This window comes from Streptomyces sp. NBC_00236 (assembly GCF_036195045.1).
Lineage (GTDB): Bacteria > Actinomycetota > Actinomycetes > Streptomycetales > Streptomycetaceae > Streptomyces.
The window spans coordinates 690,118-715,732 of sequence record NZ_CP108100.1 but is presented as its reverse complement, the minus strand read 5'-3'; the positions used below and the strand labels follow the sequence as shown (position 1 = coordinate 715,732).

General features: G+C 68.5%; 17 protein-coding genes. 9 read left to right on the top strand and 8 right to left on the bottom strand.

Features of this window, described 5'->3' with window-relative positions:
• Positions 1-137 precede the first annotated feature (137 nt).
• Positions 138-1,079 carry an alpha/beta fold hydrolase gene (locus tag OG446_RS03050; RefSeq protein WP_328892554.1) on the bottom strand — a complete coding sequence of 314 codons (942 nt, stop codon included), beginning with the start codon at positions 1,077-1,079 and terminating at the stop codon, positions 138-140.
• 116 nt (positions 1,080-1,195) lie between these two features.
• On the opposite strand from OG446_RS03050, the gene OG446_RS03045 reads away from it, so the two are divergent.
• The gene (locus tag OG446_RS03045; protein WP_328898181.1) at positions 1,196-2,176 is read left to right on the top strand and encodes a helix-turn-helix transcriptional regulator; all 981 of its coding nucleotides are present in this window, start codon (positions 1,196-1,198) and stop codon (positions 2,174-2,176) included.
• A gap of 245 nt (positions 2,177-2,421) precedes the next feature.
• Positions 2,422-2,556, top strand: coding sequence for a hypothetical protein (locus OG446_RS03040; protein WP_328892553.1), 135 nt, complete (start codon positions 2,422-2,424; stop codon positions 2,554-2,556).
• Here OG446_RS03040 and OG446_RS03035 read toward each other — a convergent pair.
• The gene (locus tag OG446_RS03035; protein ID WP_328892552.1) at positions 2,528-3,091 is read right to left on the bottom strand and encodes a YdeI/OmpD-associated family protein; all 564 of its coding nucleotides are present in this window, start codon (positions 3,089-3,091) and stop codon (positions 2,528-2,530) included. The two genes, OG446_RS03040 and OG446_RS03035, sit on opposite strands and share 29 nt — an antisense overlap.
• Before the next feature lie 475 nt (positions 3,092-3,566).
• Positions 3,567-3,992 carry a hypothetical protein gene (locus OG446_RS03030; RefSeq protein ID WP_328892551.1) on the bottom strand — a complete coding sequence of 142 codons (426 nt, stop codon included), beginning with the start codon at positions 3,990-3,992 and terminating at the stop codon, positions 3,567-3,569.
• Between the two features lie 1,333 nt (positions 3,993-5,325).
• On the opposite strand from OG446_RS03030, the gene OG446_RS03025 reads away from it, so the two are divergent.
• Complete coding sequence (locus tag OG446_RS03025; protein WP_328892550.1) at positions 5,326-5,937, top strand: restriction endonuclease; 612 nt, start codon at positions 5,326-5,328, stop codon at positions 5,935-5,937.
• Between the two features lie 838 nt (positions 5,938-6,775).
• Here OG446_RS03025 and OG446_RS03020 read toward each other — a convergent pair.
• Genes OG446_RS03020 through OG446_RS03005 form a run of 4 tightly spaced genes read right to left on the bottom strand, consistent with a single transcriptional unit; the run spans position 6,776 to position 15,000 of the window.
• A complete protein-coding gene (locus OG446_RS03020) occupies positions 6,776-10,048 on the bottom strand; it encodes a type I restriction endonuclease subunit R (protein WP_328892549.1) in 3,273 nt (1,090 codons plus the stop codon).
• Positions 10,045-11,253 carry a restriction endonuclease subunit S gene (locus OG446_RS03015; RefSeq protein WP_328892548.1) on the bottom strand — a complete coding sequence of 403 codons (1,209 nt, stop codon included), beginning with the start codon at positions 11,251-11,253 and terminating at the stop codon, positions 10,045-10,047. Before OG446_RS03015 ends, OG446_RS03020 begins: the two co-directional genes overlap by 4 nt.
• Positions 11,250-12,872: a class I SAM-dependent DNA methyltransferase gene (locus OG446_RS03010; RefSeq protein WP_328892547.1), complete on the bottom strand. Its 1,623-nt coding sequence runs from the start codon at positions 12,870-12,872 to the stop codon at positions 11,250-11,252. Before OG446_RS03010 ends, OG446_RS03015 begins: the two co-directional genes overlap by 4 nt.
• 25 nt (positions 12,873-12,897) lie before the next feature.
• Positions 12,898-15,000 carry a hypothetical protein gene (locus tag OG446_RS03005; RefSeq protein ID WP_328892546.1) on the bottom strand — a complete coding sequence of 701 codons (2,103 nt, stop codon included), beginning with the start codon at positions 14,998-15,000 and terminating at the stop codon, positions 12,898-12,900.
• Positions 15,001-15,290: 290 nt separating this feature from the next.
• On the opposite strand from OG446_RS03005, the gene OG446_RS03000 reads away from it, so the two are divergent.
• From OG446_RS03000 to OG446_RS02985, 4 genes are all read left to right on the top strand, one after another.
• Entirely contained in the window at positions 15,291-15,854 is a 564-nt protein-coding gene (locus tag OG446_RS03000) for a hypothetical protein (RefSeq protein WP_328892545.1), read from the top strand.
• A gap of 247 nt (positions 15,855-16,101) precedes the next feature.
• Positions 16,102-17,739, top strand: coding sequence for an RNase H family protein (locus OG446_RS02995; RefSeq protein ID WP_328892544.1), 1,638 nt, complete (start codon positions 16,102-16,104; stop codon positions 17,737-17,739).
• A 103-nt stretch (positions 17,740-17,842) separates the two neighbouring features.
• Positions 17,843-19,534, top strand: coding sequence for a TIGR04141 family sporadically distributed protein (locus OG446_RS02990; protein ID WP_328892543.1), 1,692 nt, complete (start codon positions 17,843-17,845; stop codon positions 19,532-19,534).
• A gap of 240 nt (positions 19,535-19,774) precedes the next feature.
• Positions 19,775-19,993 (top strand): hypothetical protein, encoded by a 219-nt coding sequence (locus OG446_RS02985; protein ID WP_328892542.1) that lies wholly within the window; start codon positions 19,775-19,777, stop codon positions 19,991-19,993.
• Between the two features lie 364 nt (positions 19,994-20,357).
• Here OG446_RS02985 and OG446_RS02980 read toward each other — a convergent pair whose 3' ends face one another.
• On the bottom strand, positions 20,358-22,904 hold the full coding sequence (locus OG446_RS02980) for a helix-turn-helix domain-containing protein (RefSeq protein WP_328892541.1): 2,547 nt from the start codon (positions 22,902-22,904) through the stop codon (positions 20,358-20,360).
• 181 nt (positions 22,905-23,085) lie between these two features.
• Here OG446_RS02980 and OG446_RS02975 point away from each other — a divergent pair, with 181 nt between their 5' ends.
• Together OG446_RS02975 and OG446_RS02970 are read left to right on the top strand one after the other, a co-directional pair.
• A complete protein-coding gene (locus OG446_RS02975; protein WP_328892540.1) occupies positions 23,086-24,174 on the top strand; it encodes an alpha/beta hydrolase in 1,089 nt (362 codons plus the stop codon).
• 59 nt (positions 24,175-24,233) lie between these two features.
• Positions 24,234-25,394, top strand: a complete 1,161-nt coding sequence (locus tag OG446_RS02970; protein ID WP_328892539.1) for a serine hydrolase domain-containing protein — start codon at positions 24,234-24,236, stop codon at positions 25,392-25,394.
• Positions 25,395-25,615 lie beyond the last annotated feature (221 nt).

The following is a 25,615-nucleotide window of genomic DNA, read 5'->3' as shown; positions in this document are numbered from 1 at the left end:
ATCCCAGGTAGCCCGGAGAGAGCCGTTGTGCGGCGCCCTACGTGGCCGCCGCGCGACTTGGCCCGCCCCCACGTCCGGCTGTCATCGGTGTGATGCGAGAACTCGTCCTTCAGGTGATACGAACCGGATCACAGCCCTTAGCCCTGCCGTTCCAGCCATTCCGAAATCACCTGGTTGGTTTCTTCTGGCATTTCCTCCTGGATCCAGTGACCGCAGTCCAGGCCGACCACTTCCACGTTGGGCACGAACTCTGCCAGTCTTTCGAATCTCGGGATTGCGAAGTCCTGGTCGCCGTAGATCATGAGGGCGGGCTGCTTGATGATTGGGTCCGCGTCCGCCAGCTGGTGCCAGTTGCGGTCGAGGTTCCTGTACCAGTTGATGCCGCCCGTGAATCCAGACGTCTCGAACGCGGAGGCGTAGACGGCCAGATCACTGTCGCTCATGATGGGCTCACCGAGTGGTGTTTCCGCCTTGGCGAGGTTGATAAATGCCATGCCCGGCTCAGGGTGTGCGGGGGGCACGTTCTTCCGGTAGAGGTTGCGGAGGAACTGGGAGGTGTGGGCATCAAATGCGGCGTCCGCGACGCCCGGCTGGCGGTTGAAGTGGACGAAGTAGAAGTCACCGCCGAGGAACGTTTCCATGACCTCGATCCACGGCGTTTCTCCGCGCTCCTGGTAAGGCAGGCTCAGGTTGATCAGCTTGTTCACCCGGTCGGGGTGCAACAGGGTCAGTCCCCAGACGACGAACGCACCCCAGTCATGGCCGACGAAGGTGGCGTCCTCGTAGCCAAAGTGGTCCAGGAGTGCGACGAGGTCACCCGTCAGGTGTTCGATGTCGTAGTCCGTCACCTCGGTCGGGCGGGATGAGTTTCCGTAACCCCGCTGGTTCGGTGCGATGACGTGGTAGCCAGCCGCTGCGAGAACGGGCATCAGGTGACGCCAGGAGAAGGCGTGCTCCGGCCAGCCGTGGCAGAGCACGATGGGCTTGCCCTTGTTTTCTCGGCCCGCCTCGAAGACTTCGAGCTCCACACCGTTGACCTGGATGAGGGTGGGCTCGGGAAAATCTGCTTGATTGAACACTGCATTTCCTCTCTGGGGGCGTTCGCCGGCGGTCGACCTCCTCGATGAGGCCATGGCGCCATCGTGCTCCCCAAACCGGTCACCCCATGACCGGTTTTTATGAGAGTTTTGTCCGTATGCGATCTGATCGGCTGGTGTCCATACTCCTCTTGCTCCAACGGCGCGAGCAGGTGACAGCCGCGGAGGTCTCCCGAGAGCTGGACGTCTCCGAGCGCACCGCCCGCCGTGACCTCGACGCCCTGGCCATGGCCGGGGTGCCCGTGTACTCCGTACAGGGCCGAGGCGGCGGCTGGCGCCTGGTGGGCGGTGCTCGTACCGACCTGTCCGGGTTGACCGCCAGCGAGGCACGCGCCCTGTTCCTGGCTGTCGGTCCGGCCTCGGATGCGACGCCGACGATGAAAGCGGCTCTGCGCAAGCTCGTGCACGCTCTACCGAAGCCCTTCCAGATGCAGGCCGAGGCAGCCGCGGCGTCGCTGGTCGTAGATCCGCAGCAATGGGGGGCGAGCCGGATCGAGCACCGGCCGCCTCGCTTCCTCGACGAACTCCAGGACGCGGTGATCCGCGGCGCACAGGTATCGCTCGGCTACGTCGACAGCAAAGGTGCCGAAACCCGGAGAACCGTCCATCCGCTGGGCATCGTCGCCAAAGGTCCTGTGTGGTACCTCGTCTCCAACACCGAGACCGGCCGACGGGTCTTCCGGATCGACCGCGTGTCGTCCGCCGACCCGACCGGCGACCCTGTGCACCGACCCGGGGACTTCGACCTTGCCGAGAGTTGGAATGAGATTGCCAAAGAGGTCGATCGCAAACGAACGCCGCTGAAGGTCCAGGCGGTATGCACACCCGACGGGATAGGCATACTCCGGATGGCGCTCGGCGACCGGCTCGACGTGGGAGGTTCCACGACCGACGGCCGCATCGAGGTCGTGATCCGCGGCCCCAACGAGTACATCCTCGCCGGCGAGCTCTCAGGGCTGGTCGAATGGGTCGAGGTAACCGGTCCTCCGGAGGTCCGAGACCAACTGGCCTCGATCGGCAACGCCCTCGTCGAACGATACGGCCGGCCGCGCACCAGCGGAGATCTTCACCCATCTTGAAACGAACAAGGCAGGGCTTCGAGAACAGTTCCGCTCAATAGGGTGGGTTTTGTCCGTTCCGGCAGTCGCCTGGTCAGGAGTCGGCGGGTCTGCCGGCCTGGCGCGCTGCGGGTGGACCGTCTCGTGCAGGGCCGGTATTGCCACGCACTCGACGCGTTTCCGGGGTCGAGGTCGCGACGGGCGATGCAGGTTGTGGCGGCGGTTGGCACCTGGTAGGCGGCGCTGTCGATCACGGGCCGTGGGCCATGGGCGGCTATGGCCGGCCCGAGGGGTTCCCGGAGCGGCAGGTCCTGCGCTGGACGGCCGAGCCGGAGGGCTACGCGATCGCGCTCGGCCTGGTGCAGCGGGCCCTCAGGTTCCGGGTCGCCGGAACGGCTTGAGCCGCACCCCTTCCAGGCTGTCGGCGATCAGCTGGTCCAACCGTCGCTCCCGAGTCTCGTCCCGCTTGGCACTGATCACATGGTGGATGGCCGACTTGCGGTAGGACGGCGCCTGCCCGCTGAACCACTCCCACGCCCGCGGTTCCGCTTGGAAGCGAGCCAGCTGCGCCGCCTCGAACTCCCAGACCGGCTTCTCCTCGCGGTCCCGGTCACGGGCTTCGAACACCGCGATGCCGGCCGGCCTCATGAGCCCCTGCGCAGTCAGCTCCTCGATCTTGCGGAGGTTGACCTGGCTCCAGTTGCTGCGAGGGCTGCGCGGGGTGAATCGGATCGTCCAGGAGAAGCCGTCGATCGGGCTCTGCCGGCCGTCGATCCAGCCGTAGCACAGGGCCTGGTCGACCGCCTCCGACCAGCTCAGGGTGGGCTTGCCCGTTTCCTTCTTCCACATGCCCACCCGGCATTCGGAGGCAGTCGCGTGGTGCTCCTCCAGCCAGTCCCGGAACTCCTCAGGACTTGAGAAGAAGGTTGACTCCATGCGCGGTGCTCCCGTCGGTCGTCTCGGCGGTTCCATTGAACCTGTCGGGTACGACAATCCGAGAGTTTCACCGCGCAGCCCGGGCTCTGCACCGGGGTGTCATCACCATGACGGGCAGGCAGCCACAGGAGCCGAGCCGGGACGGATCGGCCGCAGGCCCCTCGATCGAGGGAGCGGAAGAGGCGTGGGCCTCGCCAACGCGAGTGGACAGCTCAGCTCAAAGTGCGCTGACGATATTTTCCTCGTCCTCCGGGATCGGCGCGTTCGGATCGCGAGACGGGCTGTGGATCAACTGAGCCGAATTGTTCTTCGACGCCGCCTCGACACGCCTCGTCTCCTAGGCCAGAGCCTGGCCGCTGGAGCGGACCTGGTACCGCTCACGCACCCACGACCGCTACTGCTCGACGTCCGACCCGACGCGTGCGCCGACATTATGTTCCCGGCAGCTCCACCGCCGCGATCGCCCTGGCTCTCGTCAGGTGTCGGATCTGGGCCGGCCAGGCAGCCGTGTGACCTGCTGGATGCGGCGAGGGTCTCGCGCGCCTGCTCCAGTTCTAGCGACAGCTCTGCAGCGGCTCGTATCAGGGCACGGACTCGTTCCCTCTCCGTGGGCGAGGTCCGTCTTGGTCTTCGCCACGGCTTCTCGGAGCCCGGCATTGTCCTCGGCCATGTTCTGGACGACCTGCGGAGTGAAGTTCTGCGCCTTGGCCCGTGCCCGGAACTCGTCCACGAACTCCTGGTGATCGCCGTAGACGACGTCGCGCCGGAGCCCGCACTCGGCGATCAGCTCTGTCCCCGTGAGCTTTCCGACGAGCGAGCGCAGGTGTGTCCCAGCCAGAGGGCGCTCTGCGGCGGCGTATTCCCGACGTTCGGCTTCCCGGTCTCGGTTCTTCGGCGTCATGCGACCTGACCGCATTCCCTGTGCGCAACTTTCGGACGTGGCGTCTCGTGCCGTTCGATCACCGCGCAGATCTGCGCCGCTTTTTCGGCAGCTCGGTCCCGGCGCGGAAAGTCCCACAACCGGCTCAACGCCGCCAGCCCCACCAGGAGGCGGGCCACCGGGCCGGCTTGCCCGTGCGGCCCCTGCCGATGACTCAGCGGCGCGCGTCGCCCGGGGCGAGGAGGCTCGTGAGGGCCGCTCCCCGCAGTTGGTCGAGCAGAAGGCGCTGCCGTACTGCCTCCGGGTCGAAGGCAGCAAGAAGGGCCCGGCCTGGTGCTTAAGTTCTAGTGGCCGGGCCCTTCTTCCCTGTTCGTCTCGGGTTACCTGTTGGTCGCGGGGTCGGCAGCAGGGGATACGGAGATCGGACTCGGGGCCGATCCCCTGCCAGGAGCGGCCTGGCCCCCTCCGGTCGAGAGCGCGGCCAGGACGAGTAAGAGGATCAGCAGTCCGCCGAGTCCTGCGCCGGCGACCGCGACAGTGCCCTGCGGCAGGACTCGGCCGTGGCTGCGAACGTAGGTCCCGTCCGCGCGCTGGTAGCTCCGTACGCGGACGGTCGCCCCGGCCGGGGCTGTCGGGATGTTGCGGACTGTGTTCCGGCGGGCAGCGGTCGCCGTGCCGGTTCGGGGGCGGGTGCGGCGGGTGTGGGCGCGGACGTAGGTCCCGTCGGCACGACGGTGAGCGCGGACGCGAGTCATGGCTGAGGGTTCCTCGGAGGGAGAGGGGTGAGGCCGGCGGATCCCGGCAACCATCCACGCTAAGAGGGGCCACTGACAGTTGGCCTTCAACTCCACTAGACACGGGTCGAGTTGATGTTCGATCGCGGCTTGATTCATCTGCATTTTTCCAGCCGACGGTCTGGATTCCCCGATGCGTCGTCAGGGCCCGGTGCGACGATGAGCGGTCGCCGTGGATCACTTCGAGGGGGATGACGGGTGCCGTGGATCAGGCCGTATCAGCGGGCGGACGGAACGCAGGTCAAAGGGCATTCCCGGTGGGCCGCCGGTGCGCGCAAGGAGATGGCGATCGTGGCCGTGGCCGGGATCGTCGTTCTCGGCGGAGGGAACACTGCCCCGTCCGGCGGCACTGACGGAATGCCGTATCCTCGGCCGACCCCTGGTGTGTATCCGGTCAAGTTCCCCGCTTGGAAGAACCCGCAGCCGTTACCGAAGCCGACAGTGTCCTACCCGATCTCCTTTCCTTCGTCCGGGGCCGGGCGGTGACCGCGCGCCGTCCGCCGGCACGGCGTCCCCGTAAGCGGCGTCCGAGCAAGCGGAAACAGCAGGATGACCTCCTGGTGCTCCTGGGCGCCGGGGCCATGGCTGCCGCGGTGGCGTGGGCGGTGGTCACCTGGCTCGCGGCACACTGGTGGGTGCTCGTCCTGCTGGCGGCCGTAGCGGCGGGGGGCGGGGCCTGGTGGGGGCACCGGCACCAGCAGCAACGAGCGTGGGCCCGGGTACAGCAGCAAGCGCTGCGCTACGCCCTTCCGCAGCTGGACGCCCTGCACCACCGGGACTTCGAGTACGCGGTACGCGACCTGATGCTCCGTGACGGCTGTACCGATGCCCGCCAGATTGGCGGGGCCGGGGACAACGGTGCCGACGTTCTTGCCACCGATCCGATGGGCCGTGCCTGGGTAATCCAGTGCAAGCACAGGAAGGCCGGTGCCCAGGGCTCGGCCGTCGGGACACCGGACCTCCAGCGGGTCAACGGCACCGCCCGCCAGCTGTACGGTGCCGACGTGGTCCTGGTCGTCACCAACGGCCGGTTCTCCACCCGCTGCGCGCCACTGGCCGTGCAGCTCCACATGCACCTGGCCGACCGCCAGATCCTGGCGGCCTGGGCCGGCGGCGGCCGACCTCTGTGGGACCTTCTGCCGAAGATTCCCGGGCCTCGTAAGGGCGGGTAGCAAAGCACCTCGCCCCCGTCGCCTCCTTTTGAGAGCCGAAGGGGCCGTACCGACCCTGACTGGTCTGGTACGGCCCTTCGGCTTGGCCGAGCTCTGCAGCACGTCGATCAGGGCGTTGTCCTCCCACTGGTCAACGATCTCCAGGTACCCGGCCAGCACCATCGAATGGGAGGCCCATCCTCCCTGCTTGGCGATGACGATCTGGCCGTGGCCCTTCAGCCGGGAGGACGTGGCCGGGCCGCGGCGGGGACTGTGGCCGGTGAAGCGGATCTCGATTCCTGCGCGCCGGCCGGCGCGGGTGACGACGTCGCCGACGGACTCCGGCTGGAGGCCACTGTCCATGACGGTGTGCCACCGCGAGTGCAGGCGGCGATAGGCGGGGCTGTCCGGGTCGTCGAGCCGGGCGGCCTCCGGGGGGACGCGTGATCACGGGGGGAGATACCGCGTCCGGGGGCGAGGTCTTGCGTTGCTCGTAGACGGCGTGGATTCGGCGGATCGCTTCCGTGCTCCACCACTGAATCTCCGCTTCGACACGGGGGCATCAATGCCGAGGTCCCGTAGAACCGCACCGCACTCAGGTACGGCAACTTCTTCTGCCCCCCGGGGCGCCAGGACCAGTACGCTCAAGGGCACCGCGTTCTCGCTCACCGGGTGATCTGCTTCCACGAGCAGATTGCGCAGTGAGCTGTCAGAGAGATGACGCAGCCCAGGGTCGATCTGTTGGGCGAGTTGTTGCCATGTGGTCGTACCGCCCCTGCGCGCAACCATGACTAGCCCCTTGCGGACCACACGGTCCCGTCGGCGGCCTCGAAGATGGACGGGCTCTTCGGCCAGGACGTCAGTCGCCGGCGTTTCCGTCGGCGGCCCACTCGTTGGCGAAGTGCTCCATCTGCTTCAGGACGAGGTCGATGGCCGCGGGGGCCTGGGCCGGCGGGTAGCCGTGCCTGGCCAGGAGGCGCTTGATGGTGCTGCGGAGCTTGGCGCGGACCGGCTCGCGGGCGATCCAGTCGGGCTTGAGGTTCTTGCGGATCTGCACGACGAGATCGCGGGCGATACCGGAGAGGACCTCGTCGCCCATCAGCTCACGCGCGGATCCGAGGTCGGCGACGGCGTCATAGAAGGCGAGTTCGTCGTGGCTCAGACGGGGGTCGAACTGGTCGCCGCGCTTCGCGTCGTTCGCGATCTCCTTGGCCATCTCGACCAGCTTGGCGATGATTTCCGCGCTGGTGAGCTGCTGCCGCATGTACGTGACCATGAGGTCCTGGAGGCGGTCGGAGAACGCGGTCTGCCGGACGATGTTGTGCCGGGTGACCTCGCGCATCTTCTGCTCGACGAGGCGACGCAGCGCTTCGGCGGCCAGGTGAGGCGTGTCGCTCTTCTGGAGCTGGGCGACGAGGGCGTCGTTGAGGTGGGTCAGGTCGGCCGTCTCCAGGCCGGCCTCGGCGAAGAGGTCGGTCACCTCGCCGGTCTCGACGACGGCCGAGGTCAGCTGGGCGAGGTACAGGGCGACGTCGCGGGCCACCGGCAGGCCGCGCGCCTCGCGGTCCATGGCGTCGAGCTTGGCCATGTAGGCGCGGACCTCGACGAGGAACTGGATGTCACGCTTCCACTGCGGCTGGTCCGGGAACCGGGAGCCGATGTCGGCGGAGGAGCCGGCGAGCGCGAAGAAGCGCTCCAGGCGGTGGGCGTGCTCGCGGAAGCGGCGACTCAGGGTCTCGTTGGGGTTGTCGAGCGTCTCCGGGTTGTTGCCGGGAGTGCGCGGGTCGCGGAGGTGGTTCGCGGTGCTGAGAGCCGCTTCGATGAACGCCCGCTGGGAGGGCTTGGCGAGACGGCCGCGCCAGTCCCAGCCGTGCAGGATGCCGTCGAGGATCTCGTACTCGTTGCGCAGCTCGTCCAGCGCCCGGTCGATGTCCTGACCGAGCGTCCGGTCTTCCTGGTCGGGTTCGGAGTACTCGGCGATCGCCCGCTGGAGGTTCTCCGTGAGAGGGGCGTAGCCGACGAGGAGGCCGTCCTGCTTCGAGCGGAAGCGCCGGTTGACCCGGGCCAGGGCCTGCATCAGGTTGGCGCCCTTGAGCGGGCGGTCCAGATACATGGTGTGGATCGGCGGGGCGTCGAAGCCGGTCAGGAGCATGTTGTTGACGATGAGGAGTTCCAGCGCGTCGTCGGGGTCCTTGGCCCGGTTGATGACGGCCTTCCGCTGGGATCCGCGCAGGGCGTGGGTGCGCAGGCGTGCGGGGTCCTTGCGGGAGTCCGAGGAGAAGACGATCTTCATGGAGCCCTTGTCGACCTCGTCGCTGTGCCACTCGGGCCGCAGTTCGCGCAGGGCGTCGTACACGCTGACGCAGATGTCACGGGTGGCACAGACGATCATCGCCTTGCCGGCCGCGCCACCGGGCTCCTCGGACACCCCGACGAACGCCTTCATGCGCTCGCGGCGGGCCTCCCAGTGCTCGACCAGGTCGGCGGTCAGATCGCGGATACGGGCCGGCGCGCCGTACATCGCGTTCATCGTGGCGACGAGCTGCTCGACGCGCCGGCGCTCGGTGTCGTCCAGGCCGTCGGTGATGCGGTCGGCCTCGGCGTCGATGGTGGTGGGATCGACATCCCGGTCGAGGACGAGCTGGACGACGCGGCTCTCGTGGTAGACCTTCACGGTCGCGCCGTCGTCGGCGGCCCGCTTGAGGTCGTACACGTCGATGTAGTCGCCGAAGACATCGCGGGTGTCGCGGTCGGCCTCGGAGATCGGGGTGCCGGTGAAGGCGAGAAGCGTGGCGTGCGGGAGCGCGTCGCGCAGGTGGCGGGCGTAGCCGTCGAGGTTGTCGTAGTGGCTGCGGTGGGCCTCGTCGACGACGACGACGATGTTCCGCCGGTCGGAGAGGAGCGGGTGGTCGGTTCCCGACTCCTTCTCCTGCTTGGTCCTGCCGAACTTCTGGAGCGTGGTGAAGAGGATGCCGCCGGTGCGCTTGGCGGCGAGTTCCTCGCGCAGCTCGGCGCGGGTGCCGATCTGCCGAGGAGCCTCGGGCAGGACCTGGCTCTCCAGGAACGTGGAGTACAGCTGGTCGTCGAGGTCGTTCCGGTCGGTGATGACCACGACGGTGGGGTTGTGCAGGAGGGGATCCCGGCTGACGAGGTTCGTCGTCAGCACCATCTCCTCGGACTTGCCCGAGCCCTGGGTGTGCCAGACCACGCCGGCCCTGCCGTCACTGGCCGCGGCGTCGCGGACGGCGTCGGAGGCGCGGGTGACCGCGAAGTACTGGTGAGGTTTGGCGATCCGCTTCATGCGCTTGGCGGGCACGAAGTTGATGAAGGACTTCACGAGCGAGAGGAACCGGGGCTGCGCGAAGAGCCCGTGCAGCGCAAGAGACTGACCCGTCTCGGCCAGGCCGTCGCTCTCCAGCGTCTCCACACGGGCGCCGAACTCGTCGGTGTTCCACGGAGCGAAGTGCTCGTAGGGCGTGAAGGGGGTGCCGTACTTGGCAGTTATCCCGTCGGAGAGGAGGACCACCGCGTTGTACCGGAACGCGGTCGGGAACTCCTCGGCATACCGGCTGATCTGCGCGTGCGCGGTCTCGAGGGTGGCGTCCTCGTCGCCGGCCCGCTTCAGCTCGATGACGGCGAGCGGCAGCCCGTTGACGTAGAGGACGAGGTCGAAGCGACGGTTCCGCTCGCCGTCGATGACGGTCACCTGGCGGACGGCGCGGTAGGTGTTGGCGTCCGTATCGTCGAGGTCGACGACACGGATAGTCGGGTTGTGCTCGGCTCCGAGGGCGTCGACGTACGTGACGGAGCGAATGCCACCGGTCAGGAAGCCGTGCGCGGCCCGGTTCTCCTCGTACGCGTCCTGGGAGGCAGGCGTCGCGGCGGTCGCGACGGCGTCGCGCACGGCGTCGGGGGAGAGGGAGGGGTTCAGCCGCTCGATCGCCTCGTGGAGATCGGAGTACAGGATCAAATCGTCCCAGGACGCGCGGTGACCGGAACCGGGGGCGAGTTCATTGCCCTCGGCCTTCGGCCAGTCGAGCTCCAGCAGCTCTTCGAGCGCGAGGTGCTCCCAGTCGATCTCCAGGGGGCGGAAGTTGTTCGTGCCGTGGTCGTGCTCACCGTGTGCTGTCATACCTGGTCCTCGATCATCTTCTCGGCATCTCTGACGCGAAGGCGGCCCGACATGAGCTGGGGGAGGAGGGTGTCGCGGAGACCGGCAAGTGTGCGGGACTCGGCAAGGGCCTGGTCCGCGCGCTCTTCAAGCGAGTCGAGCTTGATGCGGAGCTCACGCTGGCGGGCAGGGCTGGGTAGGGAGAACTCCAACCCGCCTACCTGGGTTCGACGCAGCTCTGTCTGGCCGGTACTGCCCTCGCCCATGGCCTCAATCTCAGGCTGAGCTCGCAAGATCGCAAATCCCGCACATACGGGGTCGACCTGTTGGGCGTCGAATCGCACGATGGTGATATGAGAGTCCACCGTCGCTTTGATATTTGATGTCCAACGCGCGACCCGGCCCAGAGTGCCGACGCCAGTGGAGTTGATCAAGATATCATTGTGCTGCAATAGCTTTGGAGTTGCCACCTTGCTGCCGAGTGTTCTCCGGGCAGGGGAGAGATTTACGCGTCCGTCGCGGATGCACTTTTGGTTGAGGACGAGGAGTTCATCGGGAGACTCTGAGTATTTTGGTGCGACTCCACGGGTGAGGGAAGTTGCGATGGAACCGACCTCGACATCGATCAAGTCGCCTCCTTGAACTGCCTGGAAGAAGAGGGTCATACCCAGCTCGCGGGCTGTGGCCGCGATGCGCTCGTTCACCGCGATCTTGTCGTCCAACGCTCCGAGTACCGAAACGATCGCCCTCTGCTCGTCCAGCGACGGCAGCGGAATTTCAACGGACTTGAGTTCGCTTAGGCTCAGGTTGGCCTGTACGGACTGCACGACCCGCGACTGGGCCCGCATAATGCGCTGCTCATCACGAAGGCAGTACAGCACAAAACGAGGACTGACCTTCGTGCTGTCGGGTCGGACAATCGCTACTGCCTGATTGGTATTCGCAGGAATGTCACTCGGAAGGACTCGTGCCACACGCCCGATGGTCCCTGCGATCGTGAACAGCACGTCGTCGACCTTGAGCTGCGAGCGCTTCAGGTGTTCATGCGCATCTTCGGAGATGTAGGCGAGTTTCTTCTGATTGATGATTCCACCTGGCGTGATGGACTCCACCTTCACGAAGGGGATCCCCGTGGCATGAAATTCATAACCCAGGCTAGTCGGCGTGGTTCCTTTTGTGACGGTACTTGCGACTTGGTCGATAGTCGCAACTTTCCATTCGGTCATCGGATTCCCTTCAGCTGGTTCCGGACCACGACGGTCAACTCGTCCGACTTGTTGAAGAGCTCGAACAGCTCCTCGGTCAGCTTCGCGATCCTCTCCGCGATCGCCTCCGCACCCACTTCCTCCACGTCGATCGCGCCCACGTACCGTCCCGGCGTCAACACATAACCGTGCTCACGAACCGTTGCCAGGTCGGCCGAGGCACAGAAGCCGGGCTCGTCCGCGTACGGAAGCCCCTCCTCGCGTGCCGACTGCGTCCCGCGCCACGCGTGATACGTGTCCGCGATCTTCGCGAGGTTGGCTGCCGTCAGGTCACGTTCGGTACGGTCGATCATCTCGCCCAGGCCGCGTGCGTCGATGAAGAGGATCTCGCCGCGCCGGTCGGCCAGGCGCTTCGGGCCCTGTGGGCCCTTGTCCTTGGCCAGGAACCACAGGCAGGCCGGGATCTGGGTTGTACGGAACAGCTGCGACGGCAGGGCCACCATGCACGCCACCTGGTCCGCCTCGATCATCGCCCGGCGGATCTCGCCCTCACCGCTCTGCTGGCTGCTCATCGAGCCGTTCGCGAGGACGACGCCACCCGTACCGCGCTCACCGAGCTTGCTGAGGATGTGCTGGAGCCACGCGTAGTTCGCGTTGGCCTTCGGCGGGACCCCGTACTTCCAGCGCGGGTCGTTCTCGTTCCTCGACCAGTCCTTGATGTTGAACGGGGGGTTGGCCATGACGAAGTCGGCCTTGAGGTCCGGGTGCCGGTCCTGGTCGAAGGTGTCGCCCCAGCGGGTGGAGAGATCCCCGTCGATGCCGTGGATGGCGAGGTTCATCTTGGCCAGGCGCCAGGTGCGCTCGTTGAGCTCCTGGCCGTAGACCGCGATGTCCGACTTGTGGCCGCGACCGCGATGCGCCTCGATGAACTTGCCGGCCTGGACGAACATGCCGCCGGAGCCGCAGGCCGGGTCGTACACCCGGCCCTCGTAGGGTTCCAGGATCTCGACGATGAGACGGACCACGCTGCTCGGCGTGTAGAACTCACCGCCGCGCTTGCCCTCCGCACGGGCGAAGTTGCCGAGGAAGTACTCGTAGACCTCGCCGAGCACGTCCTGGGCCGGCTTGCCGTCGCTGCCGCCGCCGAAGCGGGCGTCGCTGATGAGGTCGACGAGCTCGGCCAGCCGCTTCTGGTCGACGTTGTCCCGGTTGAAGATCTTCGGGAGGACGGCGGTCAGCGAGGGGTTCGCCCGCATGATGACGTCCATGGCCTCGTCGAGGAGGAGGCCGACGCCCTTGCTCTTGGCGTGGGCGGCGATCCAGGACCAGCGGGCGGTCTCAGGGACCCAGAAGACGTTGTGGCCGGTGTACTCGTCCTGGTCCTCCAGGAACTCCGCGAGGCGGTCCTCGGAGATCCCGTCGTCGGCGAGCTCCTTGGCGAGCTGCTCACGGCGCTCGTCGAAGGCGTCGGAGATGTACTTGAGGAAGATCAGACCGAGGACGAACTCCTTGTACTGAGCGGCGTCCATGGAGCCGCGCAGCTTGTCGGCAGCCTTCCAGAGGATGGCCTGGATCTCTTTCGCGGTCGAGGCGGTGAACAGTTCCACCTGGTCGACGGGGTTCTTCTGTCGCGGGGGCATGGGGTCTCGGGTCTCCTTAGGGAGGTCAGGAACGGAAGGATGCGGGCGGTTCGATGAGTGTGAGGGTGCCGTCGGTGAGGCCGGCGGCGGTCAGCGCGGCGAGGTCGTCCAGAGCCGCGGTCTGCTGCCGGAGCAGGGCGGTGCGGCGGCCGATCTCGGCTAGGAGGGCCTCGTAGCGGTCGGCCTCGTCCTGGTCCAGATCGGGGATCGGGAGGTCCTCTATGCGGCGGGCCGCCCGCACCGCGCCACCGACCCGCGCGTTCTCCGCCGCGGCGGCCCGGAGCAGCGCTGCGAGCACGCGCGGCCGTACGGGGCGTTCGGCGTCAGGCCGTACCCGCAGCACGCGCGCCGGGAAGCCGACCACAGACAGGCCCTCTTCGTCCACACACGCGCCGAACGACGGGGTGGCTGTGACCACCACGTCGCCGGGCTGGGTGAACTCGGCGTGCTCGTAGGCGGTGAGGAGCACGCCGCGATCGATACGGCGGGCTCCTCCGGCGCCGAAGCCGGTGATCTCGTCGGGGGTCAGCACGGGGTAGTGGCCGTCGACGGTCAGGTGCTCGGCGGCGATGCGGTGACCGGGGAGCCGACGCAGACGACGCTGCTTGACGAGGACCGACACGCTGGTGCGCCGGAAGGGAAGCTCCTCGGGACGCAGGACGGCGTGCGCCTTGAGCTCGGCCGTGAGGGAGAGTTCGAGGCGCGTCTTGTCGGCGAGCTGGGTCAGACGCAGTTCCAGGTCCGAGATACGGGCCGGACGCTCCACGACCGCGCGCGTATAGCGACGGGCGGCCGTGCGGTGCTGGGGGGCGAAGGCAGTGCCGGGCCGGTCACGGAGTCCGGTCGCGGCGAGGATTTCGCCGTTGCGGGGCTCGTGGCGTCTGTCGGTCCTCCAGCCCGCGGCGCGGAAGATGTCGAGGTCGTCGACCAGGGCGTCCAGGGCGGGTGCCGTGAGCGGCTTGGAGGAGAGATCCGCGAGCAAGACTTCACCGCGCCGCTCGTCCTTCGGCGTGCGGGAGAGGACCCAGATCGCGGTGCGGTAGGCGGGACGGTACGGGACAGCGCCCTCGGGGAGGCTGACGGCGGCCTTGAGGAGGCCCTCGGTGAGGAAGGAGCGCCGCAGGCGGTCGGCCTCCTCCTGCGGGGGCAGCGCGTGGACCAGGGCATCGGAAGGGCCGAGGACGACGGCCGTGCAGTGGTCGGTCAGCAGATCGGTCAGGTCCTGGACCTGCTGGAGAACGGCGAGCGGGCTCCGTGCCTCGGCCGCCTCGTAGGGAAGGACACAGACAAGGATCCGTGGATACCCCCAGTCGTCGGTCGCCAGGTGCTGACCGTCGGCCATGTCCAGCTCGTACTCCTGGACGCCGCGTACGAGCATGCGGCGGCGAGCGAGACGGGCGAGGTCCTGGGCGGGTTCGGCGGCGAGGAAGAAAGGGCGAACCTCGGGGTCGGTCTGCGCGTGCAGGGCCACCAGGAGGTCGCCGCTGTTCGCGTAGGGAACGGCGACGGTGAGGTCTTCGGCGTCCTCGTTCAGAGCGGCGATGCCGGAGAGGCGGGCCAGAGCCGTGGTGACGGCGGGTGCGGGCTCGTCCATGGCGAGGTCGTGGCAGCCCAGTCGGCGGCGGGCCTCCATGACCCACTCGACGGCCTCGGCGGGGGAGTAGGCCGCTTCGACGAGCTCGTCGGCGAGGCCCGTGAGAGCCGGCCCGGCCTCGTCGTCAGCGGTGAGCGCGAATACCTCCTGGCGGATGTACGTGTCCTCGAAGTCGATCTCGTCGGCCCGTTGCAGGAGCACGTCCCAGCCGAGATCGGCCAGGGGCTCGTCCAGTTCGTGCCGCAGGTGGATCAGCGCCGTCACGCCGTCGAGCATCGTCCTGGCGGGCATCCGTCGGCACCAAGAGGACAAGGTGTGCAGAGCCAGTTCGGCACGGAGCTGGCGGGCGTCGGTGTTTCCCCGGCCAGTGGTCAGGAGCCATTCGACGACAGCACGGCCGTCGAAGACCGGCCTGCCGCCCTCGTACTCGACGGGCTGCGGAAAGTCGGAGTGCCGGCGGGCCCAGGTGGTGACGACGGGCCGTTTGACCTGCGCGAGTGTTCCGATTTCCGCGTAACTGATCCGCCCGGACATAACCTCCGGCAGGATGGGAGCAGCCGCTCCATGGGCACCGGTCATGCCGCTCAGCTCCCTCCTCATGGATGCTCCCGACACCCTTCGCGGATGCGGAACTCAGAACACCGCACACAGTACTTGCGGGATCGTTCATTCAATTTTGGAGGTCTGATAACCCGGGTTATCGACTTTGCAAGGCACCATGCGCTTTGAGTTCTGCCACTTTGGTCCCTGTCAGCACGACGACATCGATCGGGACACCGGCCTCACTCGAGTCCGGCGCCGAACTGGCAGACCTGGAGACCGACATGACCTTCCCCCCGCCTCCTCAGCAGCCCGCCCCGACCCCGGTACCCGGCTTCATGGACGTGCCGGGCCCGCCGAGGAAGGCGAGCCGTCGCAAGGCGTGGCTCACATACGGAGCGACAGCCCTCGTCTCGCTCCTGATCGGGGCCGGGATGGGCGGGCAGGGCGAATCGGGAGCGAAGGCTGCTCCCGGCTCCACCGGAGCCTCGTCGGCGCCCGCCGCGACGGTGACCGAGACGGCAGAGGCGGAAGCCGTTCCGGCGGTCACCGAGACCGTCGTGGAGACCGTCACCGCGGAGCCGGAAGAGACCGAGGAGGCCGGCCCCGCGACCAGTGTCAGCGGCGAAGGCGAGTACCTGGTCGGCGAGGACATCAAGGCCGGGACGTACAAGAGCGCCGGCCCGTCCGGTGACTTCGGCTGCTACTGGGCCCGCCTCAAGGACGCAAGCGGCGAGTTCGACGCGATCATCGCCAACAACAACCTGAGCGGCCCCGGGCGGGTGACGCTCAACAAGGGCGAGTACTTCCAGACCAAGTTGTGCCAGGAGTGGACGCGCGTCGGATGACGCTGCCCGCCCTTTCGTAGTCCCCATCGCCGCCGCCACCGTCTCCGATGGCGCTCGCTCTCGGCGAGCAGTGCGTGACAAATTCGGACGATTTCACTCCGTTTTCTATGACCGCAGATGGCCCTGGGCCCGACTTCGCGCAACCGGTCTCCGCCTGCCGGCCCCGATCTCCGCTCTCGATTCGAGCCTCGTCCTTCCGCCTGTTCTCGCATCCCGCTGATCACCCGACCTGAGAGGAATGTGTGTCATGGTCCGAACCAAGAGCCTCGCGCAGCACCTGGCCGACGACTTCACGGCTCTCCAGGAGGCAGTGCTGCGGCGCATGAACGGCACCGCGGACGCGGCGACACTGGAATCGCTGGCCGACCCCGGTCTCGCCGAGCCGATCGCCGTCGCGCTCACCCACGCGTACACCCGGGCCCGCGGCGCGGTACGACGCGCGGAACTCGGGCCCGGCCCGTCCGATCGTCTGCGACCGCTGCGGCGGGAAGCCCGCAGGCTGGCCGCCGCCCGCAGCGAAGCCGAAGCCGTCTGCCGCCGAGTGCGCGGGCAAGCACACGCCGGGCTGAGTCGCGCCTCGGAGCGACTGGACATCCGCGTCACCCGAGCGGTACTGCCCTCCATCCACCAGGACTGCCTGCGGACCGCCTGTGCCGACCTCGGACTCCCCGAGTCGGTCCTGAACATGCCCAGCGGCGCTGCCGGCGCCTGGGCCCTCGAGCACGGTGTCCTCACCGGTGAAGTCCCGGCCCCGGTACGAGAACTGGTCGAGTGTGACGACGCGGTCTTCGTCGCCGCCCTGCTGCGGGACGCGCGGGAGGAGGAGGACAGCAGACTCACCCACGACGCGGTCGTCGAACGGTGGCACCGGCTCGCCTCCGCGGCCCTCGCCTGGGGCCGCTACGCAATCGCGCAGGCCGAGCTCCGCGCCCTTGCCCGCCCGCCCCATGCCCGCCACGGGGCACTCGACGCCCTGGAGGACGCGTACGAGGACTTGGCCTTGCTGGCCTGCCGGGCGCGGGAGGCCAAGTACCTGGCCTTCCGGCTCTCCTGCCGGATCCGGCGCCTGGCGTCGGCCGGTGACCTCGGCGCCAGGATCACCGCAGCGCACGTCACGGCTTACGCGCTGATGGCCGATCTCCGCCCCGAGGCGACATCAGCGGTACGGGAAGCGGTCCGAGCCCATCAGGTTGGCTGCGCGGACCGCCCCGCGAACTGCCCGCGATGCCACACCGCACTCGTTGGCACACTGCAGGTGGCAGACCCGCCGAAGGAGGCAGGGGAGGAAGGCGTTCCGCCTGTTGCGGAGGACACAGACGCGGCTTCGCCCCTTCCCGAAGCCGACGACCGGTACGCGCTCCTCGCCGACCTGCCGCCCGGTGTCCGCGTCATGGTCGCCGACGCCGCTCTCGGAGACGACTCCGCTGTGTGCGGATACGGCTGGGCCGCCGAGGACGGCACCACCGGCCTCGGCATCTCCATGGCAGCCAACAGCGGCGAAGCCGAGATCATCGGCATCTGTGAAGCGGCGCTCTCGGCCCTGCACGCTGACGACGACGCGCAGGTCGTCGTTCTGTGCGACAGCAAGCAGGCCGTCACCTGCCTCCACACGGCCCTCGCCGAGGGATCGCCCGACCCCGCACACCGGGCCCTGCTCTTCCCCGAAAGCCGCAGCCTCCTCGAACGGCTCCTCCCGCACGCCGGACGCGTCGACGTCCGCTGGCTCAAGGGCCACATAGGCCACGAACTCAACGAGACGGCCGACACCCTCGCCAACCTCGCCCTGCGCCGGGCGACCGGCCGCATTGCCGAGCGCACCGCCCGGCGCGCCATCGGCGACGCCGTCAAGAAGCTGCCCCACCCCGCGACCGCCACCGCGGCCTGAACCCACCCCTCGGCCGTCTCCTTCCACCGCGCTCTCCTCGTAAGGCCCGATCTGTTGTCCACCGCATGCGTTTCACGCACCCTCAACACTCCGGAGGCCCTTCATGGCACCCACCACCGTCTCGCGCACCCTTTACCGGCTTCACGGCGTGGCCCCCACCAGGGAAGCCATGTACGACGCCCTTGACCACGACTACCTGAGCGAACTCGGCGCGGAACTGCACACGCCGGACGGCCTCGGAGTGCCGGCGGTCTACCTCACCTGCGGCATGGAGCAGGACGAGGCCGGCTGGTGCGAGCAGATGGCCCGCACTACCGGCATTCCCGTCACCGAGGCCGTACGCCGCACCGCCGCCCTGCTGCTGCTCGCCGTCGACGGCCAGGTGTACGCCATTGGCTGCGACCAGGGGTACCGGCTCATCCCCGAGCAGCTCAAGGACAAGCGGTTCGGCCTGTCCTTCGCGATCCGGGAGATCGACCCGACCCTCGTCCGCGGTGCCGTCTCCGGAATTCTCGGCCAGGCCCGCACGGACATCTCCCTCGTTCCCCACGGTGCTCCCGTGCCCGCCCTCGGCCTCAGCGACCACACCCGGATCGTGCGCAGCCTCGGCGGCTACCTCAACGACGCCCCGCTCACGCGGACCCTCAAGGGCAGGGTCGGAGGATTCACCGTACTGGGCGGCTGCGGACTGCGCCTGCCCCTCGGAGTCGAGCCGGCGGACCTGGTCTCCGACATCCGCCAGATTGCCCGCGCCTGCACCGAACGCCTGCCGCATCAGGACCTCGAGTTCGTCGAGCACATCGTCCCGGTCAAGGACAAGACCATCCTCACTGAGCTCGAGCGGGTGCTGGACGACCAGCTCGGCCTGCCCGCCGATGGCCGTATCGCCGAGACCGTGCCCTTCGACCACCTGCGCAACGACGCGGAGGCCGTCACCTACCGCACGCGGATCAACAGCGACGGGAGCTTCGAGTCGGACGCGTTCGACCTCGGCTACGTGCTCGGCCGCGTCCGGTATCTCCCCTCCGGGAGCCGCCTCGAAGCCCTCAAGTCCGGCACCGTCAAGCTCCTTCGGGAGCGCCGCAGGCGGAGCGCGCCGGACGACGTGATCGCCACCGTCGGAACCCTGCGCTGGATCGAGGCCACCGTCTCCCTCGGCTCCCACGTGTTCTGCCTGCTGGACGGCGATTGGTACGAGTTCGGGGCCTCGTACCTTGCCTCCCTCCGCAGCGAGGTGCAGCGGCTGTTCGCTCCCGTTCCTTCCGTCGTCCTGCCGGCCTGGCCTCGCGGAATGTCGGAGACGCCCTACAACCGGAAGACGGCCCGGACCGCCGGCTGGGAAGACTGGGTCGTGCTCGACTGCAAGACCATCCCCAACCCGGCGAAGCCCAGCGACCAGATCGAGATCTGCGACTTCCTCACGCAGGACGACACGCTCGTCCTCGTCAAGCAGGCCCGTGGTTCCGGTGCCCTCAGCCACCTCTACAACCAGGCCCGGGTAGCCGTCGAGGTTCTGTACGACTCCGCGGTCGCCCGCGCGACCTTCGCCCAGCGCGTTCGCATCGCGAGCGACGGCCGGCGCACGCTGCCCGACGACTTCCACCCCAAGCGCCTCGTCCTCGCCATCCACCTGAAGACCGGAGCCGAGCTCACCCCTGATTCCCTCTTCGGTTTCTCCCAGATCACCCTCGCTCAGACCGCGAAGGCGCTGGCCGCGCGCGGTGTCTCGCTTGAGGTCGTGGGCATCGGCGCAGCCGGATCGGCCGCTGACGACGGTCTTGCCGACGCCGCGTAGGTGTTGCCCCGAGGGTCTGCCCGACGGCAGACCACGCCTTGGCTGAACTACAGCCAGCCGCTGCGGGACCCACGGACCGACCTCGCGCAGATCCCTGCGCAGGCCCCGGGATCTGCAGCGGATCCGTAGCCCGGACGGAGTGATGGCGGCCTCGACGAGGCCCTTCACGTTCAACGACCGTAGACCTGAGCCCGTACGCCCGGCATGCCGGGCATCGGCTCGATGACAGGAGGAACGCCGATGAAGACCACAGACCAGCACGCGGTGGACACCGACAAAGACGCAGTGCTGTTCACCGTCCGACTCGCCACCGTCGGAGTCTTGCTCCTGACCGCGCTGTGTGCGCCCCGCGAAACCAGCGAACGCGCATTCCGGCTGCTGGACTTGATGAAGGACAACCCCGACCCCCCGCCGCCCGCCCCCTCGGCCGGGCGCCGCACCAAGCAGGGAGGGCGCTGACGGACAATCCCTCGCTCCAGCGGACGGGCCGGGGTCGACCTATCGCGCAACCGCGAAGCCCGAGCCCTGCCCGTCGCCGCTCCCCACGCCTCCGTGTCTGATCTTGATTGTCCGCGGAAGAGCGTCGGTGGCACGCCCTATGGTCGGAGCCCGCCGAACCGACGGCTGCCGGCAATCGGTCTCAGCCATCTGATCGGCGGGCCACCCCAGCAAGGCCGTGCCGGTTCTCATTCCGTGCTCAGCGCGCCCGCCGGCCTCTACGCGTGGGGCGTCACCCTTTCCCAAGTCTCAGACCGTCGACACCCGGCGGGAAGGCGTTCGCAGCGGATCCCGCACACCCCGGCCGCCGCCACCGAACAGCCCCTCAACGGCCTCCCGACGACGCCCTCTCACCGGGTGCGCGGCGCCCCGGGCCCGGTTCCACGTAACTGGTGACGCGGCCGGAGCGGGCGTGGACGCGAGCGAGGTGTTGCTGCAGCCGGATGTGCCGGAACTGGTACACGGCACCGGCCTGCCGGAGCACCCCCCGGCGATAGGCGTCGTCCAGGAAGGCGGCGGTGTCCCACGGCAGCCTGCGCGTCAGCGGCAACCAGAACCGGGCCACCGTCAGCCACTGCCCCCACGCCGTGAGTGCGAGCACGTACGCCGCCGAGCCGCCCAGCCCGCCGACCGCCCCCAGCAGCAGAGCCGCGTCGAGCGGCCACAGCAGCGTCCAGGGCAGCACCTGCTGGAGCAGGCCGACGACGGCGTACCCGCAGACAGCGAGTCCGACAGTGACAACGGCAGCCAGCACGAGGAACTGCCGGGTGGCGGTCGACCGGTTGACGGACAGCAGTCGCATCGGCGTGGCCGCGGCCGCGATGTCCACGGGCGCCTCGAAGGCTGCGATGAGTCCGAAGGCCAAGCCGGCCGTGAGACCGAAGATCAGTCCCGCGGCCAGCGTGTCCTGAACCGCCGCTCTGATCAGATCCGCGTGCGAAGAGGTTCCGGCCAACGCGCGAAACAGTGCCTTCGACCAGGCATGTGCGACCCCCAGCCCAGAGCCGCCCAGCAGCCCGACCCCGAAGCGCGTGAGGATCTCACGAACCGGTCTGTGCTCGACCCCGGGGGCCACGGCCGCCAACCTGAGTCGTACCTGGGTCGGAACGGCAACGGTACGGCCCATCGCGGCCAGGGCACAGTGCACGAGACCGAAGACGACCGCAGAGCAGAGCCCGAACACCGTCACCTCGACCATCGCCGGCGCCTGCACGGAGCGCTGGTACCCGATGGAAACGGTGAAAAGTATGACAATCCAGTTGGCCGCGAACATGCACAGTCCGCCGATCAGCGCGGTGTACAGGATGCGCATCGGCAGCCGTACGGACGAGCCGAACCGCCACCAGGCAAGGTCTCCATGCTCGTGGGCCCCGGTGGTCAGGCTGTGGGCGAGGTAACCGAGCCAGCGTTCGGCCTGCTCGGGGTCGCGGTTGCGCTGTCCGGAGGCAGGGTCGGCCCGTTCGGGGGTGCGGTGCCGGTAGACGGTGGGCACGAAGTTCGCCAACAGATGTTCCTCAAGGTGGCGCCCGGTAGGAAAGCTCGCGGTGTCGAGCAGTTCGGCCGGGTCGTTGCCGGGCACCTCGCTGTACATCGTCCGTGCCAGGGTGACCATCAGGGGCGTTCCCAGTACCTGTCCGAGCCGGCTGCTCGCTGGGGTGTCACCGACCCGGAGTGCGTCCAGGACGTCACCCCACACGCCTGTGACTCCGCCGCTGCCCAGGGAGTCGCCGAGGCGGTCGGTCCGGGGCAGGTACGCGGCCAGATCCTCGACGGTCAGGTCGGCGAGTTCGACGCAGGCTGCCAGCACCAGAGGCGCGTGCACGTCGCGGACCGCTCTGGCGTACTCGTCCTGGCGGCTGGTCAGGACCACCGGGTGCGACGTGGCGTTGAGTGCCTCCAGCGCGGGGCCGCGCAGGGCTTCGGCGAGTTCGTCGAACCCGTCCAGGACGGGGAGAATCAGATCGGAGTCGACGAGTTCGGCGGCCAGCGTCGCACCCTCGGGAGTCGTACGGGCCAGATGCGGGTGGTCCCGTAGAAGATGGTCGACCAGCAGGTCCCGCGGTGTGATGGCCAGGGGGTCCCAGGATCCGATGCTGAGAATGACCGGCACCCGGAGGGAGGGAGCCGGGGCCGCGAGGAGCTCAAGGACGAACTTGATGGCCAGGATGGACTTCCCCGAGCCGGCGCGACCGAGAATGACCAGTCGCTGCGACTCGATACTCCGATAGGTGTCGGCGACAGTCCGCAGGTCGCCGTTCAGGTCCAGCTCCCTGGCAGGGACTCCTGGCTGCAGGCGCTGGATGTTCTCCGGACGGTCCATCAGAGCGGCGGGAGCCGGCTGGTATCGCACGGGCAGCGGGAACGGGTCATGGACGCGACGGTGTTTTTCCTCCCGCTGCCAGCGTCGGCCGACCTCGCGGGCCAGTGAGGCCGCGGCGTCGACAAGCGGGCCGGCCGGCGACATGGCCGGCCCGGGGCCGGGAAGCGGCGCGGCGGGTACCGGGGGCCCCGGCAGAGCCTGTGACTGAACGGCGGGTACCGGTTCCCCCGGCTGACCGCTCGGTACCGGCTCCTCGGGCTGAGCAGCGGCGGCCGGCTCCCCCCGCATACCGGCGGGTGTCAGCACCTCGACCGGACCGGCGGGGGCCGGCTCCCCGTCCAGGGTCGCGGTAAGCCGTTGCCACTCCTCCGGCTTCACGTTCAGGACTTCCGCCACCTTCTGCAACGTCCTCAGCCGGTGCTCGGGGAGCCTGCCGTTCTCCAGCCGGCCGATCGTGCTCACGCTCACCTCGGCCAGCTCCGCCAGCTGCTCCTGGGTCAGGCAGGCGCGTTTGCGCAGCTGACGCATCCGCGTGCCTAACTCATTGCTCACTCCGGACCCCCGTCTTCCCTCGACACCGGTACCGCCCGAGCGTATCGAGACGACCGGTCACGGATGACCGGTCACCGATGACCTCCCCCTGACCTGCACATGCCCTGTTCTCCGAACCCGGCGGCCCGCATCGTGGTCGTGCCGGCGGACCGCCGGCCACCTCACACAAGGGAGCACCGGTTTGAGACCTCCATCAGCCCGCCACCGTCGCCTCGCCGGCGTCCTGTTCGCGGCGGCACTGCTCCCGGCCGTGTCCTCGGGACCGGCCGCCCGCGCGGACGCCCCGGCCGTCCCCGGCGTCGACTTCACGGACGGCTTCGGCCTGAGTCAGGTCGCAGACGGCACCGACGTACGCTCCAGCACCGACTTCACGATCACCGTCACCACACCGGAGGTGGCCGGCCCGCACCGTATCCGGATCTTCCTGCCCAGCGGGTACGCCGACGCCCCTGACCGGCGATGGCCGGTGACGTACTTCCTCCATGGGGGCGGCGGCAACGTGGACGATGCAGCCGCGGCCCCGGCCCTGCACTCCGACGCCATGATCACCGTGGTCCCCGACGGAGGTCTCAAGAGCTGGTACGCCGACTGGTACATGCAGAACACCGCCGTGGGGGCGGCCAACTGGGAGACCTTCCACCTCGAACAGGTCGTCCCCTACATCGATGCCAACCTGCGCACCCTCCCTGACCGCGAACACCGGGCCGTCACCGGGCTGTCCATGGGCGGATCCGGCGCACTCCACTACGCCCAGGCCAGACCCGACCTCTTCGGCCACGCCTCCTCCCTCTCTGGCGGAATCGACTTCTCCATGGCCACGGTCCGCGCGGCCGTACTCGCCACGGAGCTCAACCTGCCCGGCGCCTGGTGCGCGCTCAGCACATCGAGCAGCCAGGGCTGCCCGACCTACGGACCGTACGTCGACAGCGACGCCGTCTTCGGCTCGCCGTATGCGGTCCTGGGCGCGGACCACCGCTGGAACGCCTACGACCCCGCCGCCCCGGCCAACCTGTCCAAGCTCAAGAACACCCAGGTCACCCTCTACACCGGTAACCAGGGCCTGATCGACGGTCAGACGGCGACGGCCGCCCACACGGTCAAGAACCGCTTGGACGAGCTCGGCATCCCCAGCCGGCTCGTCGACTACGGCAATGGCGCCTCCCTGTCCTCCCAGTGCGACGGCAGCCACACCTACGGGTGCTGGGGCCCGGCCTACGCCGACTACATCCCGCGGCTGAAGGCCGCCTTCGAAGCCGCCGCGAAGAAATAACCCGTCAGGACCGGCACAAACCCGATCGATCGAGACCTCTCCGAGGAGCGGACACCGAAATGACCACCCGAAACGGCACGAAAATGGCCTCCGTCATCGGCGCCGTGTGCGCGACGGTACTGACGCTTTCCAGCTCGGGAGCACACGCCGCCACCACCGAGTCCGACCACTCCGACACGCTCGCCGCGCTCAAGGCGTTCCAGGCGGCAGCGGGGCCCGGCGCCGCCGTCCACGCCGGAAACGGCAGCGGGTCCTGGACCCTGTCGGCGGGTACGGGAACCATCAACGCCAACCGGCCCATCAAGGCCGACGAATACATCCGTATCGGCAGTCAGACCAAGACCTTCACAGCGGTGGTGGTGCTGCAGCTGGCCGAGGAGGGCCGCGCCTCCCTGGACGCGCCGATCGATGACTACCTGCCCGGTGTCGTCACCGGCAACGGCTACGACGGCACCCGTATCACCGTGCGCCATCTGCTTCAGCACACCGGCGGTCTCGGCGCCTACTCCCCCTCGCCCGGGCTGAAGACGCCTCCGTCGAACCCGGACGGCACCTTCAGCCTGTCAACGCTGGTGCGGTACGCGCTGGACGCCTCGCCCCCGGTCTCGGCCCCCGGTGAAGGCTTCACCTACTCCAACACCGACTACTACATCCTCGGAATGCTCATCGAGAAGCTGACGGGACAGCCGGTGCACGAGGTCGTGACCGAACGCGTGATCGAACCGCTCGGTCTGCCCCACACGCTCTTCCCCGCACCCGGTGACCGCACCCTGCCCACGCCGGCCGTCAACGGCTACCACGGCATCCGGGTGGGCTCCTTCTACCTGTGGGTGCCGGCGGTCACGTACGACCCCTCGCTGTACAGCAGCGCGGGAGCCATGATCTCCACGCTGGAGGACCTGAGCGCCTTCTACCAGGCGCTGAACACCGGAAAGGTCCTCTCCGCGAAGAGCGTTGCCGAGATGCGCACCATCCGGCAGGTGAACCCCGGCACGGGCTACGGCCTGGGCCTCCAGACGTACGAGCCCTCCTGCGGCGGTACGGCGCGGGGCCACTCCGGTGGTGTCCCGGGCTACCAGACCTTCACCCTGACCATGGACGACGGCCGCTACGTCTCCCTCGTCACCAACCTGTTGGTACAGGTCGGCCAGCACCCGGACGCGCAGCTGGGGCAGCTGCTGGACGCGGCGCTGTGCGAGGACGCACCACAGCGCGACTGACGCCGACACCCGGCGTTCCCGCGCAGAGACCTCGATCATCGCAGCGAATCACCACCACCTGACGTGGCCGGTGTGCGCGTCGTCGGCCGCTTCTCCCGGCAGCAGGCGACCGACGCAACAGGGGAGCGCACACCGGCCGCCCGTCCAGCACGTGCGCTGCCGCGCAGTCACCTCTCCCTCCCCTTGCCCGCGAGCGCGCCCTCCGGCCCGGCCCTTCGTAC

What these genes read in the sequence shown, in the direction of transcription:
- OG446_RS03045 (WP_328898181.1), top strand. Translation starts at nt 1,196, where the DNA reads ATGCGATCTGATCGGCTGGTGTCCATACTCCTCTTGCTCCAACGGCGC.
- OG446_RS03040 (WP_328892553.1), top strand. Translation starts at nt 2,422, where the DNA reads ATGGGCGGCTATGGCCGGCCCGAGGGGTTCCCGGAGCGGCAGGTCCTG.
- OG446_RS03035 (WP_328892552.1), bottom strand. Translation starts at nt 3,091, where the DNA reads ATGGAGTCAACCTTCTTCTCAAGTCCTGAGGAGTTCCGGGACTGGCTG.
- OG446_RS03030 (WP_328892551.1), bottom strand. Translation starts at nt 3,992, where the DNA reads ATGACGCCGAAGAACCGAGACCGGGAAGCCGAACGTCGGGAATACGCC.
- OG446_RS03020 (WP_328892549.1), bottom strand. Translation starts at nt 10,048, where the DNA reads ATGACAGCACACGGTGAGCACGACCACGGCACGAACAACTTCCGCCCC.
- OG446_RS03015 (WP_328892548.1), bottom strand. Translation starts at nt 11,253, where the DNA reads ATGACCGAATGGAAAGTTGCGACTATCGACCAAGTCGCAAGTACCGTC.
- OG446_RS03010 (WP_328892547.1), bottom strand. Translation starts at nt 12,872, where the DNA reads ATGCCCCCGCGACAGAAGAACCCCGTCGACCAGGTGGAACTGTTCACC.
- OG446_RS03005 (WP_328892546.1), bottom strand. Translation starts at nt 15,000, where the DNA reads ATGTCCGGGCGGATCAGTTACGCGGAAATCGGAACACTCGCGCAGGTC.
- OG446_RS03000 (WP_328892545.1), top strand. Translation starts at nt 15,291, where the DNA reads ATGACCTTCCCCCCGCCTCCTCAGCAGCCCGCCCCGACCCCGGTACCC.
- OG446_RS02995 (WP_328892544.1), top strand. Translation starts at nt 16,102, where the DNA reads ATGGTCCGAACCAAGAGCCTCGCGCAGCACCTGGCCGACGACTTCACG.
- OG446_RS02990 (WP_328892543.1), top strand. Translation starts at nt 17,843, where the DNA reads ATGGCACCCACCACCGTCTCGCGCACCCTTTACCGGCTTCACGGCGTG.
- OG446_RS02985 (WP_328892542.1), top strand. Translation starts at nt 19,775, where the DNA reads ATGAAGACCACAGACCAGCACGCGGTGGACACCGACAAAGACGCAGTG.
- OG446_RS02970 (WP_328892539.1), top strand. Translation starts at nt 24,234, where the DNA reads ATGACCACCCGAAACGGCACGAAAATGGCCTCCGTCATCGGCGCCGTG.